This window comes from Terrimonas pollutisoli (assembly GCF_029360765.1).
GTDB classification, from domain to species: domain Bacteria; phylum Bacteroidota; class Bacteroidia; order Chitinophagales; family Chitinophagaceae; genus Terrimonas_B; species Terrimonas_B pollutisoli.
Genome location: NZ_JARKNA010000014.1, coordinates 48,587 through 62,695, shown reverse-complemented (window position 1 = coordinate 62,695; position 14,109 = coordinate 48,587). Strand labels below are relative to the sequence as shown.

Sequence of the window (14,109 nt, the reverse complement as noted above, 5' to 3'; positions counted from 1 at the left end):
TTCAGCAGCATTTTCCCACCACTGTCCGGGTAAACGTAAATATTATTAACGCGGAATCTGAGGCCATTATTCTATCCGTCAAATCCGTTTTCTTGCGCATAAAAAATCCCGCCTCTTGCGGAAGCGGGATAATACCTTTAGAAAATTGCAAATGGATGATTGAACCCATCGTTGTCATCTCTGTTTCTCCTCATCCATTTTTTCACGATAAACATCAGTTCATTTAAACGCAATGATTCAATAACTTTTTTCATACAACAACATTTAAAAGGTTATGAATAATTGGAATAAATATCCCGTCCCTTTGCAGAGACGGGACTATTATGTTTGTCAGGATTTCATACTTCTGTCCTCTGACTTCGTACTTCCGACTACTTACCTCGTTCTTCTTAATATCCCATTCCACCCATATCAGGTGCACCATGAGAATGAACAGCTTCTTCTTTCTTAGGTTTGTCAGCAACTACAGCTTCTGTAGTCAGCAACATACCAGCGATTGAAGCGGCATTTTCCAATGCTACACGGCTTACTTTAGTTGGGTCGATAACACCAGCTTTGAACAGGTTCTCGTAAGTTTCAGTTCTTGCATTGAAGCCAAAGTCGCCTTTACCTTCTTTGATTTTTTGAACTACGATAGAACCATCGATACCAGCGTTAGCAGTCAGGATGCGGATAGGCTCTTCCAAAGCACGACGTACAATCGCCATACCTGTTTGCTCATCAGCAATCTGGCCTTTTACTTTTGCTTCCAATGCTTCAACGGCGCGGATATAAGCTACACCACCGCCAGGAACGATACCTTCTTCAACCGCAGCTCTGGTAGCATGCAATGCATCGTCAACACGGTCTTTCTTTTCTTTCATTTCTACTTCAGTTGCAGCACCAACATATAATACGGCAACACCACCGGCCAACTTAGCCAAACGCTCTTGTAATTTTTCTTTATCGTAATCAGAAGTAGTATTTTCTACCTGTGCTTTGATTTGGTTAACACGGGCAGTGATATCTGCTTTTTTACCTTTACCACCTACGATAGTTGTATTGTCTTTATCAATAGTAACAGAAGAAGCCTGGCCTAAAGAAGTAAGATCAGCACCTTCCAGTTTATGACCCAGTTCTTCGCTGATAACAGTACCTGCCGTCAGGATAGCAATATCTGTCAGCATTTCTTTTCTGCGATCGCCAAAGCCCGGAGCTTTTACAGCTGCAACTTTGATAGTGCCACGCAGTTTGTTTACCACCAATGTTGCCAATGCTTCACCTTCAAGGTCTTCAGCAATGATCAACAAGGGACGGCCGCTTTGAGCAACTTTCTCCAGAATGTGAAGAATGTCTTTCATTGCGCTGATCTTTTTGTCATAGATCAGGATATAAGGGTTCTGCAGTTCTGCTTCCATTTTTTCGCTATTAGTAACGAAGTATGGAGATACATAACCACGATCAAATTGCATACCTTCTACTACATCAACCGTAGTGTCAGTACCTTTTGCTTCTTCTACGGTGATCACACCTTCTTTACCTACTTTACCAAACGCTTCAGCAATCAGTTTACCGATATTTTCATCGTTGTTGGCAGAGATGCTGGCTACCTGCTGAATTTTTTTGCTGTCGTTACCAACTGTCTGGCTTTGACCTTTCAGGTTCTCCACAACCAGGGAAACCGCTTTATCAATACCTCTTTTCAGATCCATTGGATTAGCGCCGGCAGCTACCATCTTCAGACCTTCGCTGATGATAGACTGAGCCAATACTGTAGCAGTAGTAGTACCATCACCGGCAATGTCAGCCGTTTTGGAAGCTACTTCTTTTACCATTTGAGCACCCATGTTTTCAATGGGATCTTCCAGTTCAATTTCCTTTGCTACAGTTACACCATCCTTGGTTACCGAAGGTGCACCGAATTTTTTCTCAATAACTACATTACGGCCTTTAGGACCTAATGTAACTTTTACAGCGTTGGCCAATGTATCAACGCCTTTCTTCATTCTATTTCTTGCTTCAATGTCGAAGAAGATTTGCTTTGCCATAATATTTAAGTTGAAAATGTTTTAAAAATGGGAATAAGCTTTGAGCATTTAGCTATGAGCTTCAAGCTATTAGCTCGTAGCTCAAGGCTTTTAAACTATCGCTAATATATCCGACTCTCTCATGATCAGGTAATCCTGTCCTTCGATTTGAATTTCTGTGCCGGCATATTTACCATACAAAACGGTGTCACCGGTCTTTACAGTCACGGGCTCATCTTTTTTACCAGGGCCCGCTGCTACTACGACACCACGCTGAGGTTTTTCTTTTGCAGTATCAGGAATGATGATACCTCCGGCAGTTTTTTCTTCGGCTGCTGCCGCTTTCACGATTACCCTGTCATGCAAGGGGGTAACGTTTACTTTCTTGGCCATAATTGTATTGATTTTTGTTTTTTGAATAGTGATCCCACCACCTGTTGCAATCGTCAACAGCCTTGGTTTTTATCGGGACGGCAAAGGTAGCCTAATAATTATGCCATTGCGCCAGATTGTGAAAAAATAGCAGTTTAGTGTCAACAGCTTATATTTTTTGAAAAGGCTGTCAGAAAATCCGAAAAGAACTTGTGTCAATTTTTCATTTTCTATAACAGACAACAACCTTCAGCTTTTCTATTTACAGTAAATCAAAAAATAGTTCCCCTTCAAAAAACTAATTATTAAAGGCTTAGCGTTTAAGTATGTGGACAACTGCGAGTTTTCCGCAGGATTTTGAATTAACTGTCCTAAGATTCAGTTTTTCAACATCTTATCAGCTACCAATATTCTATTAAAACCGCTTATGAGTAAGTATTTTTTACTACTGCCCCTATTTGCCTTTACGTTTACTGCCCCCCTCCGCTCACAGGAGCCCTGTTCTTTCGACAAAAAACATGACCGGTTGCTGGAAATAAATCCGGCTTACGCAAAGCAAATTGAGCTGAACAATATCGCCATTCAAAAATTTATTACTGCTCAAAAAGCAATGAAACCCGGCGATGTCCGACCCTTATCCACAGTAACAATCCCGGTAGTGGTACATGTCATGCACACCGGCGGTGCAATCGGTTCTGATTATAATCCTTCCGATGCTCAGATTATCGGAGCTATAAATTATTTAAACGAGGTTTATGCCGGCACCTATGCCGGTATGACAGCACCTGTTGAAGGTGGCGGCGTAGTTGATATGGAAATACAATTTGCCCTTGCTCAGCGTACCCCTACCTGTGGCGCCACCAACGGTATTGACAGGGTTGACGCTTCTTCGCTGCCTAACTATGTTGCTAATGGCGTGAATGCTTCCAACACGAATGGCTGCCCGGAATTGACCTTAAAAGACCTGGCTCGTTGGAATACCGCTGATTACTACAATATCTGGATTGTAAATAAAATTGATGGCGCCGATGGCACTTCCGGCCAATTCACAGCGGGCTTCGCTTATTTCCCCGGTTCGCCTTCTACCCTGGATGGAACGATCATGCTGGCCACACAGATGGTGAGTGGTGAAAAGACGTTGCCGCATGAAATCGGTCATGCCCTGAATCTCCACCATCCTTTTCGCGGCTCTGCCAATAATACGCAGTGCCCCGCCAATGCTAATTGCAATACCGATGGAGATCTTATTTGCGACACCGATCCCATTTATAATAACTACAATGCTGGAACCGGTGTATACAGCTTTACCTGTCGTACAGGCACGAACACATGTACCAGTACCCCTTATACTATAAATACGGAAAGCAATTTCATGAGCTATACAAATTGCTATACACTTTTTACAAATGACCAAAAAACGAGGGCCCAGGCGGCGTTAACACTCCCATCAAGATCAAGTTTGATCGACGCTGGTAATTTAGCTCTTGTCCCTTGTGGAACAACAATCAATTTCAGCCAGGCTACGGCTTCACAAACGGAGAGTTCAACCGGAACGCCCACCGGTTGCCGTACTTACCAGGATTATACCTATCAAATGGTAATTGGCAACGGGCCCAGCGCTGCAGCCACGGCAACACTCAGTTATAGTGGTACTGCTGTGAAGGGACTGGATTACGACGTAACCACGAATGGAAGCTTCACCACACCAAGTGATATGCTCAATTTTGCTGCGGGATCAACAACTGCACAATCATTTACTATACGTATTTATGATGATGGAAGTGCTGAACCGGCGGAAACGATCATCCTTGATTTTACCGTAAATGACGGCAATGGCGACGCAAGCCAAGGAACTAATGCGCCGACATTTACATTGACGGTTTTCGACAACGATATTGCTCCGGTAGGAACTTCAACGGGCTTATACCCGGTCGGAACTATTTCTACCTACATTACCGGCGCCCCTTTTGACGCAAGACAGCAAAGACAAAGAGGACAATACCTTTATAGAGCAGACGAGCTATTGGCCGCAGGAATAAACCCTGGAAACATTACTTCACTTCAATTATACGTATATTCTAAATTAAGTACAAGGCCATTCACCAACCTGACAATTAAAATGGCCAATACCAGTATTTCAAACCTTGTAGATGGAAGTGTATACGTCATCGGCGGAATGAGCACTGTTTTTACTAGTAGCTCTTATTCAACAACAGCAGGCTGGAATAATTTCACTTTATCTGCTCCTTTTGCATGGACAGGCAACAGTCTTGCCATTGAAATTTGTTATGATAACACTACGACCGATGCGGCAAACGCAGCCGACCAGGTGGGTTGCTATTTGGATGGAGGCACAGCCTCACAGGCAAACCTGTTTTTCCAAAACAATATTAACTGTTCCGGTTCATTTAGTTCTGTATCCTTGTATTGGAATGGTGTAAAACCTATCATCCAGTTAGGCGCATCAGTAACCGGAACATCTATTGAAACAGCAGCAGGTGCCACCTCCACTTATCATATCGCCAATGGAAGCTCTGATTATTTCTATTCCAACAACAATAAACTGCTGATGCAGTTAAATAATGTGAGTACATCATTAGGGTGTGTTAGTTCATCATTAGATGCAGGCGGCACAACATGGATAAATTACCAGGGTGGTCAACGTTCTGCCAAAGTCTTTGCCGTTACGCCGACCACAAACGGGGCCAGCACTAATTATACTATTTCACTTTATTTTGATAATGCAGAGCTGGCAGGAAAAAATCCTGCGACTTTGAAATTGGCTAAAACCTCCGCTGCGTCTGCGGGAGCTTCATTGCCGGGCAATACCATCTTAGTCACCCCTACTGTCACCACATTGGGTTCGGGAACAACAATCTTTACGGCACCATTTACCGGCTTTTCAAGGTTTTTCCTGGTTGATGGCGGTGTAACATTGCCGGCTACGCTTACTGAATTTACAGGCAGATTGAATGCAGAGCAGGATGCGCTATTGAGCTGGACAACCGCATCCGAATTTAATAATCGCCAGTTTGATTTGGAAACGAGCAGGGATGGAATAAATTTTTCATTGCTGGCAGCGATCGGCTCACAAGGAAACGCTGCTACAACACAAGAGTATAGTTATCTGCATATAAAGCCAGCCGGCGGCGTGAATTATTACCGCTTAAAACAAATTGACTGGGATGGCGATTTTGAATACAGCAAAATAATTTCGTTGAACGTTGACAATACTGCCAGTCGCTCATTTGTTTATCCTGTACCGGCAAAAAATACAATCACCATTAATTTTGGCAGCCCGCTTACGAAAACTGAACTGGAAATCTTTTCAGCCGATATGAAAAATGTACGGCGGGAAATAATCAGCGTTCCTTCCCTGACAAAAACCATTGATATAAGCAGTCTTTCAAAAGGCATTTATTTTATCAGGTATAAAAAAGGCGACAGCATGGACGTGCTGCGATTCATCAAAGAGTAAAAAACAACCCTACTATTTGGTAAAAGCTATTCACTAAAAGATGGATAGCTTTTTAGTTTCTCTGCTGTTTTAAAAACTAAAAAAATCGGAAATTCACTTGCAATTGTTCATAAACTGTTCTTGTTAATACAGGCTGAAAACGCTTATCTTCGCAGCCTCAAACAGTTCTTACAGAAAATGATCAGTAGAAGAAATATCCGGGTGAAAGTGATGCAGACGTTGTATACAGTCGACACGATTGAGGGATTATTGAAACCCGGCGAGCCGCAAAAGATCTTGCAGCAACATTTTAACCAGACCCGCTCTATATTAGTATATATTACATGGTTTTTAACAGAAGTAGCCCGTTATGCAGAAACGCAGGCGCATAAACGAGCCAGCAAGCATTTGCCAACTGCCGACGACCTTAACGTAAACACCAAAATCGCAGGCAATGATGTGCTTTGGAAAATGCTGGAGGATGCTGCGTTGAAAGAACAGCTTGAAAAAGAAAAGCCGCAGTTAAAAACTGATACCGAACTGATTCGCAAGATTTATCTTGCGTTAGTGGAAACTCCCCAATACAAGGCATATACAGCCACTCCATCCAGGGATAAACAGGAGGAGAAAAAAATCATGGAATTTATTTTCAATGACATGATGCTGGCGAATGAATTATTTATTTCTCATTTGGAAGAAAATTTCACTGGCTGGAATGATGATGGAGAAATGGTAGTACAACTATTAGCCGGTTATATTCAAAAACCGGGCTCACTTAATTTCAGGCAGCTGCTGAGTCCTGACAAAGAACTCTTTGCTAAGAATCTCTTGCAGACCGTGATGGAGAAAGCTGATCATTTGCAAAGCATTATTACGCCTAAATTAAAAAACTGGGATCCCGAACGAATAGCTGTATTAGATATGCTCTTGATGAAAATGGGCCTGGCGGAGTTCCTTTATTTTGAAACAATACCTCCCAAAGTAACGATTAACGAATACATTGACCTGGCTAAAGAATACAGCACAGTGCAAAGTGGCCAGTTTGTAAATGGCATCCTCGATAACATTCACAAAGAATTGATACAGCAGGGAAAAATGCAAAAGGTGGATTATAAAAAAACTGACAAACTAAAAAGTTAACAAAGGCTTGATTGCTGTCAACTTTTAAACTTATCCAAGTCTTAACTTTTTAACCTTTACATTTGCATTCCCAAATTTTCGAGAATGAAAAAATTATTATTTGTATTACTGGCGGCCGGGTTATTTTCCTGCCAGGCTGCAGATAAACCAACTGAGAAAGAACTGACGCAGGAACAGAAAGAGAATGCGACAAAAGACTCAGCAAATTTTACAACTATTCAATGGCTCGATTCAACTTACAGGGATCTTGGCAAAGTGAAAGAAGGACAGGTTGTAGAAGTTAGTTTCCGCTTTAAAAATAGTGGTACAAAAAACCTGGTGATCGCCAATGTGACCGCCAGTTGCGGATGTACTGTTCCTGAAAAACCGGAAAAGCCTTTTGCACCCGGCGAAGAAGGTGTGATCAAAGCAAAATTTGATAGCAAAGGCAGACCACACGGCGAAGCTAGAAAAGAAGTTTTTGTAACTGCTAATACCAGCCCTGAACCCCTGACCCCGCTTAGCTTTAGAGTAGAAATCACAGACTAAACAATAAAACCGAATAAGAATGAATTACACGTATTTATTACAGGCAACTCCTTCAGGTGGTGGCATGGGCGGCTTTCAATTTATTTTCCTGGGATTGATGATCCTTGTGTTTTGGTTGTTCTTTATCCGCCCGCAGGCAAAAAAGGCCAAGAACCAAAAGAAATTCATAGAGGATTTACAAAAAGGAGATAAAGTGGTGACCATCGCAGGCATACATGGCACTGTCAATAAAATAAATGAAGATGGCACACTCAGCATCGAAGTAAATCCCGGCAGCTACCTGAAAATTGAAAAGTCAGCTATCAGTATGGATTGGACCGCTGCACTGAATAAGCCGGTTGCTGCAACTGAGAAAAAATAGAACAGAACCACGATTTGTGGGATCATAAATGGAGTAAGGGGAAATTAGCCGGGCTGATTTCCTCTTTTTTGTTGGCAAGCCTATTTGTCATTACTCATGTATCTTTAACCTCCTCATAATCTTCTAAAATCCTATAAATCGTGGTTCTACGAGTCGGCATCACAGGCGGCATTGGCAGTGGCAAAAGCACCGTTGCAAAAATTTTTGAAGTGCTCGGAATACCTGTTTACTATGCCGATGAGGCAGCCCGCAGATTGATGAATGAAGATGAGGAGATAAAGAAAAATCTTATTGAGCATTTTGGCCCTGAAAGCTACAAAGATGGAAAACTGAATCGCTCCTATATTTCGTCAATTGTTTTCAATAATAAAGAAAAACTCGAACTCCTCAACTTTCTGACCCATCCTGCTACTATACGTGATGCCAATGAATGGATGCAAAAACAAAACGCTCCTTATACCTTAAAAGAAGCGGCGTTAATATTTGAAAGCGGTTCATCAGAACATCTCGATTTTGTAATTGGCGTTTATACGCCTGCCCCACTCCGAATACAACGGATCATGCAGCGGGACAAGATCACCAAAGAAGAAGTGCAACAACGAATGAACCGGCAAATTGATGACGAGATTAAAATGAAACTTTGCGATGCTATCATTATCAACGATGAGCAGCAACTGATGATACCACAGATACTGCAATTACATGAGAAATTGCTTACAATGTCCGCTAAATAACGGATTCCTGCCATTGCTGTAAAATCATACTTTATATGATCATTAATTATTAACTTATATAAGTTGATAAAATAATTTCTCCGGAAAATAAGTATGAAACCATTGCTTATTATACTGCCTTGTTTCTTTCTTGTACAGACTTGTATCATTCAAAATAAAGACAAAAAGCCTTTAATAGAACAAAATATAACCCCAAAAGAGGAAGAAAAGATTGATTTTGAAAAACAGGTTCAACCCATTTTCGTAAAGAACTGTTCTCCCTGCCATTTTCCCGGCGGAAAGATGTATGAAAGACTTCCGTTTGATAAGGACACTACTATCCTTAACCATCATGAAGCAATTTTGAAACGGATAAAAAATGAAGAGGAGAATTCGATTCTCAAAAGATTTGTACAAGAGAACCCCGATTAAGAGGATTATACAATGGATTAACAGGAAATAGAAAATTTACTGTTAAGTTATATGACATAAAAAAAGGAAACCGGCGAAATCCAGTTTCCGAAAAATCTTTTCTAATCTTCTTAATCGTGGTTCTGTTTTATTTTAATTTGCTTAATGCCTCTTTAATTCTCACCCATGCTTTTTCGATATTGGGCATACTGTTAGCGAAAGAGAAGCGAACACATTTGGGCTCACCAAATGCATCACCCATCACAGACGAAACATGCGCCGTATTTAAAAGATACATGGAAAAATCAGCTGCATTGTTTATAGTTGTTTCACCATCTGACTTGCCATAGTAATAGCTAACATCCGGAAAAATATAAAATGCTCCGTCGGGTTCTGAACAAATAAAACCGGGAATATCTTTGATCAACTCCATCACCCTTGCTCTTCTTTTCGTAAATTCTTTTGTCATCTCCAGCGATGGTTTCAAATCAGTCGTTAAAGCTACTACTGCTGCCTTCTGCGTGATAGAACAAGTAGCACTGGTAAACTGTCCCTGCAATTTTTCACAAGCTTTCGCTATTTCAGTATTGGTTGCGATATAACCCAATCTCCATCCGGTCATTGCAAAACCTTTACTGAGTCCATTGATAACAACGATTCGATCTTTCAAATCGGCGAACTGAGCAATGCTTTCATGCTTACCTACAAAGTTGATATATTCGTAAATCTCATCAGCAAGAATGTAAATATCAGGATGTTTCCTGAATACCCCGGCCAATGCTTCCAACTCGGCCTTGCTATACACTGCACCCGATGGATTACAGGGTGAAGAGAACATGAATACTTTTGTCTTATCGGTAATCGCCGCTTCCAGTTGCGCCGGTGTGATTTTAAACCCGCTATCCAATGAGGTGCGAACTTCAACAACTTTCCCTCTGGCAATTTTTACCAGTTCGGAATAAGTAACCCAATAAGGTGTTGGGATGATCACTTCATCATTATCATCCACCAATGCAAGAATTACATTAGCCAAACTTTGTTTGGCGCCTGTAGAACTAACAATGTTTTCCGGCTTATAATCAAGATTATTATCTCTTTTCAATTTTGTGCATACGGCTTCTCTTAAATCCAAAAACCCTGGCACAGGCGTGTAGTGACTCCAGTTATCATTGATGGCCTTTATAGCTGCATCCTTTATATGTTGAGGTGTATCAAAGTCAGGTTCACCAAGACTAAGGTCGATCACATCAACACCTTTAGCCCTGAGTTCACGGCCAAGTTTTGCCATTTTTAATGTTTCAGGTTCAGCGAACCTGTCAAGGAGAGAAGATAACTGCATGTTGGTTTATTTATGAATAGATAAAATAATCAGAGCGGTCACTCAATAACAAGCGGTTGCAAAATTATGGATTTGAATGAATCGAAAACTTTATTTAAAGTCAACAAGAAAGTTATTTGATTAAAATATAGGGTTGCTGATTGCATCAACTTCATTGGACGATAGGCTTATTGATCATTGTTGGCTCATTTCACAGCAGGTGATAGCTCTGAACAATTGTTCGTTTCATTAAAAGTTTTTGAAGTTCTTTTATCGAAGCAAAATTGACAACCTCCATTTTCTTAGTGAATGCCCCATTTTTCGAAATAACATCTCTTCCCTCCCCTCTTTTAATTGGATTTAATAAAAAGTAACAGTAGCATATCAATATCCGGCAGTTGTTCGTTTTTGGGAGCAGTAAAGACGGTTTTTACTGATGCGGGTGCGGGATGAGCATTTTGACAAAATATAATTGACTTAAAATCAATCAAATTCAGAATGAATAGAGTCACAAAACCATGCTTCAAACATATGCCTGAAAACCCTATCTTTGCCGTCCTTAAAAACTAGTGTAAAGTCTTGCCTCCCGCCCTTTTGCGGAAACGAAAGACAAAAAATGTAAATCTCCAAAACGTATGCAACTTAAAGGTTTGGTTCGATTCTTCACAATCCTCCTGATTATCTATTCCATTTATCAGCTTTCGTTTACATGGTTTGTCCGTGGTCACGAAAAAAAGTTGGAGGCCCGTGCTGCAAGCTATGTTAAAGTAAACTATCCTACTGCCGCGGAAAAATATCCCGGCAACAAAGACTCACAAGCTATTTACCAGGAGCAACTGGACAAAATAAAAGCTGATCGCTTAAAGCGATTAATCGATAGCACAAAAGACGAAACTGTTACTTATGGTATAACTGGTGCAGTTAGCTATCAAAAAGCAAAAAACGAGGAGTTAAATCTTGGTCTTGATCTTCAAGGCGGAATGAACGTGACGATGGAAGTTGAAATGACAGGCTTATTGAGAACCTTGTCAAATAACTCCAAAGATCCAAACTTCTTACAAGCACTAGACAATGCGAATAAACGTAAGGGCAACAGCGATGCGAACTTTATCCGTTTGTTTGCTGATGAGTATAAAAAATTGAGCCCTTCCGGTAAACTGGCCTCCATATTTGCAACGCCTAACAGTGAAATAAAAGTTGGCGATAGCGACAGCAAAGTGATCAGCGTATTGGATGGACTTTCGAAAGATGCATTTGACAACACCTTCCGTATTTTAAATACCCGTATTGACCAGTTTGGTGTTGCTCAGCCCAATATCAACCCTGACCGTGAGAAAGCAATCATCACTGTTGAACTGCCCGGCATACAGGATAAAGAAAGGGTTAGAAAGATTCTACAATCTTCCGCCAACCTGCAGTTTTGGGAAGTATTCAATATTTCTGAGCTCGGTCAAAGCATTGATAAAGCCGATGGCATTTTCTTTTCTATGATGGGTGGAAAGTCTTCAAAAGCAGACACAACAACGAATGCTGTCGATACTACAACTGCAAAGTCTACTACAGATACTACTAAAAAAGACTCAAGCGGCCTTGCTCAATTAGGTGGTGAGGATACCAGCAAAAAAACACCAACAGTTGCTTCAAACGATGAAGCTGATCTGAAAAAACATTTATACGGATATATTGCATTCTATACACAGCCTTACCAGGATGAAGCAGGCAAGGCTCGCTTCCCGGCAGCTATCGGTTCAGTTGCCATCAAGGATACTGCATTGGTTCGCAGCTATCTTGAATCGCCTGCTGTCAGGGCTTCTTTCCCGGCACAAATGGTATGGATGTATGGTATTCCTGAGAGAGGTGTTGATAATAAAACATCCAATCGTGTCCCTTTATATGCTATCAAAACATTTGGCCGTGAAAAAGCAAAGATTGAGGGCGATGCAGTAAGTTCTGCCCGCCATGACTATGATCAAACCGGCAGACCCGAAGTGCAAATGACAATGACCAGCACAGGTACAAAAGCTTGGGCCAAAATGACCGGTGAGAATGTTGGTAAACCTATTGCTATCGTTTTAGATAACCTGGTTTATTCAGCACCGCATGTAAATGGCGTGATCGATGGCGGAACATCCCAGATCAGCGGTGGTTTTACAGTTGAGGAAGCCGAAGATTTAGCCAATATGCTGAAAATCGGTAAGCTTCCTGCACCAGCTAAGATCGTAGCGGAACAAACAGTAGGACCAACTTTAGGTAGTGAAGCGATTCGCGGAGGTATGATGGCTTTTGGTTTGTCATTCATCGTCATTTTTATCCTGATGTTGATCTATTACAATACCAGCGGTTGGGTTGCCAACATAGCTCTTATCCTTAACCTGCTTTTCACAGTGGGTATACTGGCGGGATTAGGCGCTACTTTAACTGCACCTGGTATTGCAGGTTTGGTACTGACAATTGGTATGGCTGTAGATACTAACGTAATTATCTATGAACGTATAAAAGAAGAATTAACTAAAGGCAAAAGCTATGTCGCTGCTATCAATGAAGGTTATAAAAGATCATTACCACCTGTATTGGATGGTCACATCACTACCCTGCTTACAGCGATCATCCTTTTCTATTTTGGATTAGGACCTGTAAAAGGCTTCGCTACCACGCAGATCATCGGTATTCTTTTATCCTTGTTCTGTGGTATTCTGGTAAGCCGCTGGGTGAGTGATATCTTTACCCGCAAAGGAAAACACCTTGAATATTTCACTGGTATCTCCCGCCGCATTTTCCAACATGCGAAATACAAATTCATCGAATTCAGAAAGACAGCTTACATCATCTCTTTTGTGATATTGGCATTAGGTATCGCTTCTTTCTTCAATGGATTTGATTATGGTGTTGAGTTTGAAGGCGGACGCAGTTACACTGTTCGTTTTAATAAAAATATAGGTAAAGAAGTAGAGCAGATCCGTGAAGAACTGAGAGTTGCATTTGAAGATAAGAGCCCAACTATCAAAACAGTAGGTGATGCCAGCACGCTTGATATCACTACTTCTTATCTTATAACTGATACCCGCCCTGAAGTAGATTCAATAGTAAAGCAAAGACTGTTTGTGGGTCTGCAAAAACATTTGCCTGCCGGTTATACATTTAACCAGTTTGATAACGCGGATGCAAGTGCTACAGCGGTTGGTAAGATCGGGTCAAAAAAAGTATTGCCTACTATTTCTGATGACCTGAAAAAAGGCGCTGTGCAAGCGACCATCTTTGCCATCTTCGTGATTTTCCTGTATATCTTCATCCGTTTCCGCGACTGGAGATACTCGTTGGGAACCATCGCAGCTTTATTGCACGACGTATTGGTAACCTTGATCGTTTTCTCTTTTGCAAGAAAGATCGTTCCTTTCCCACTGGAGATCGACCAACACTTTATTGCCGCGTTGCTGACGGTGATCGGTTTCTCGATGAACGATACCGTGATCATCTTCGACCGTATTCGTGAGGACCGCAGGCTTTATCCAACCACACCTTTGGCGCAAACTATCAATAGGGCGATCAATGAAACATTGAGTCGTACGATCATGACCTCCTTGACCGTATTCATTACCATCCTGATCCTGTTCCTGGTAGGTGGTGAAGTAACAAGAGGCTTTGCATTTGCGATGCTGATCGGCGTTATCACCGGTATTTACTCTTCAGTATTTGTGGCCGCTCCAATCCTGCTGGATATGGGTAGCGGTAAAAAAGAAGAAGCGAAGGCTGCAGCAATCACTAAAAGTGAGGCTAAACCGCAACCGGCAAGAAGCTAGTTGATA

Annotated in this window: 10 protein-coding genes; 7 read left to right on the top strand and 3 right to left on the bottom strand. The window is 41.4% G+C overall.

Features of this window, described 5'->3' with window-relative positions; genetic code table 11:
- Positions 1 to 389: 389 nt before the first annotated feature.
- Positions 390 to 2,027: a chaperonin GroEL gene (gene groL, locus P2W73_RS19075; RefSeq protein WP_276503690.1), complete on the bottom strand. Its 1,638-nt coding sequence runs from the start codon at positions 2,025 to 2,027 to the stop codon at positions 390 to 392.
- A gap of 90 nt (positions 2,028 to 2,117) precedes the next feature.
- The gene (locus P2W73_RS19070) at positions 2,118 to 2,399 is read right to left on the bottom strand and encodes a co-chaperone GroES (protein WP_276503763.1); all 282 of its coding nucleotides are present in this window, start codon (positions 2,397 to 2,399) and stop codon (positions 2,118 to 2,120) included.
- 406 nt (positions 2,400 to 2,805) lie between these two features.
- Here P2W73_RS19070 and P2W73_RS19065 point away from each other — a divergent pair, with 406 nt between their 5' ends.
- From P2W73_RS19065 to P2W73_RS19040, 6 genes are all read left to right on the top strand, one after another.
- Positions 2,806 to 5,856 carry a zinc-dependent metalloprotease gene (locus P2W73_RS19065; RefSeq protein WP_276503689.1) on the top strand — a complete coding sequence of 1,017 codons (3,051 nt, stop codon included), beginning with the start codon at positions 2,806 to 2,808 and terminating at the stop codon, positions 5,854 to 5,856.
- A 177-nt stretch (positions 5,857 to 6,033) separates the two neighbouring features.
- Entirely contained in the window at positions 6,034 to 6,975 is a 942-nt protein-coding gene (nusB, locus tag P2W73_RS19060; RefSeq protein ID WP_276503688.1) for a transcription antitermination factor NusB, read from the top strand.
- A gap of 84 nt (positions 6,976 to 7,059) precedes the next feature.
- Positions 7,060 to 7,503, top strand: coding sequence for a DUF1573 domain-containing protein (locus P2W73_RS19055; RefSeq protein ID WP_276503687.1), 444 nt, complete (start codon positions 7,060 to 7,062; stop codon positions 7,501 to 7,503).
- Positions 7,504 to 7,522: 19 nt separating this feature from the next.
- Entirely contained in the window at positions 7,523 to 7,864 is a 342-nt protein-coding gene (yajC, locus tag P2W73_RS19050) for a preprotein translocase subunit YajC (RefSeq protein ID WP_276503686.1), read from the top strand.
- 140 nt (positions 7,865 to 8,004) lie between these two features.
- Positions 8,005 to 8,598, top strand: a complete 594-nt coding sequence (gene coaE, locus P2W73_RS19045; protein WP_276503685.1) for a dephospho-CoA kinase — start codon at positions 8,005 to 8,007, stop codon at positions 8,596 to 8,598.
- A 93-nt stretch (positions 8,599 to 8,691) separates the two neighbouring features.
- Entirely contained in the window at positions 8,692 to 9,009 is a 318-nt protein-coding gene (locus P2W73_RS19040; RefSeq protein WP_276503684.1) for a hypothetical protein, read from the top strand.
- A 127-nt stretch (positions 9,010 to 9,136) separates the two neighbouring features.
- Here the strand turns inward: P2W73_RS19040 and P2W73_RS19035 are convergent, their stop codons facing one another.
- On the bottom strand, positions 9,137 to 10,327 hold the full coding sequence (locus P2W73_RS19035) for a pyridoxal phosphate-dependent aminotransferase (protein WP_276503683.1): 1,191 nt from the start codon (positions 10,325 to 10,327) through the stop codon (positions 9,137 to 9,139).
- 614 nt (positions 10,328 to 10,941) lie between these two features.
- On the opposite strand from P2W73_RS19035, the gene secDF reads away from it, so the two are divergent.
- Positions 10,942 to 14,103 (top strand): protein translocase subunit SecDF, encoded by a 3,162-nt coding sequence (secDF, locus tag P2W73_RS19030; RefSeq protein WP_276503682.1) that lies wholly within the window; start codon positions 10,942 to 10,944, stop codon positions 14,101 to 14,103.
- Positions 14,104 to 14,109 lie beyond the last annotated feature (6 nt).

What these genes read in the sequence shown, in the direction of transcription:
- secDF (WP_276503682.1), top strand. Translation starts at nt 10,942, where the DNA reads ATGCAACTTAAAGGTTTGGTTCGATTCTTCACAATCCTCCTGATTATC.
- P2W73_RS19040 (WP_276503684.1), top strand. Translation starts at nt 8,692, where the DNA reads ATGAAACCATTGCTTATTATACTGCCTTGTTTCTTTCTTGTACAGACT.
- P2W73_RS19070 (WP_276503763.1), bottom strand. Translation starts at nt 2,399, where the DNA reads ATGGCCAAGAAAGTAAACGTTACCCCCTTGCATGACAGGGTAATCGTG.
- yajC (WP_276503686.1), top strand. Translation starts at nt 7,523, where the DNA reads ATGAATTACACGTATTTATTACAGGCAACTCCTTCAGGTGGTGGCATG.
- P2W73_RS19065 (WP_276503689.1), top strand. Translation starts at nt 2,806, where the DNA reads ATGAGTAAGTATTTTTTACTACTGCCCCTATTTGCCTTTACGTTTACT.
- nusB (WP_276503688.1), top strand. Translation starts at nt 6,034, where the DNA reads ATGATCAGTAGAAGAAATATCCGGGTGAAAGTGATGCAGACGTTGTAT.
- groL (WP_276503690.1), bottom strand. Translation starts at nt 2,027, where the DNA reads ATGGCAAAGCAAATCTTCTTCGACATTGAAGCAAGAAATAGAATGAAG.
- P2W73_RS19035 (WP_276503683.1), bottom strand. Translation starts at nt 10,327, where the DNA reads ATGCAGTTATCTTCTCTCCTTGACAGGTTCGCTGAACCTGAAACATTA.
- P2W73_RS19055 (WP_276503687.1), top strand. Translation starts at nt 7,060, where the DNA reads ATGAAAAAATTATTATTTGTATTACTGGCGGCCGGGTTATTTTCCTGC.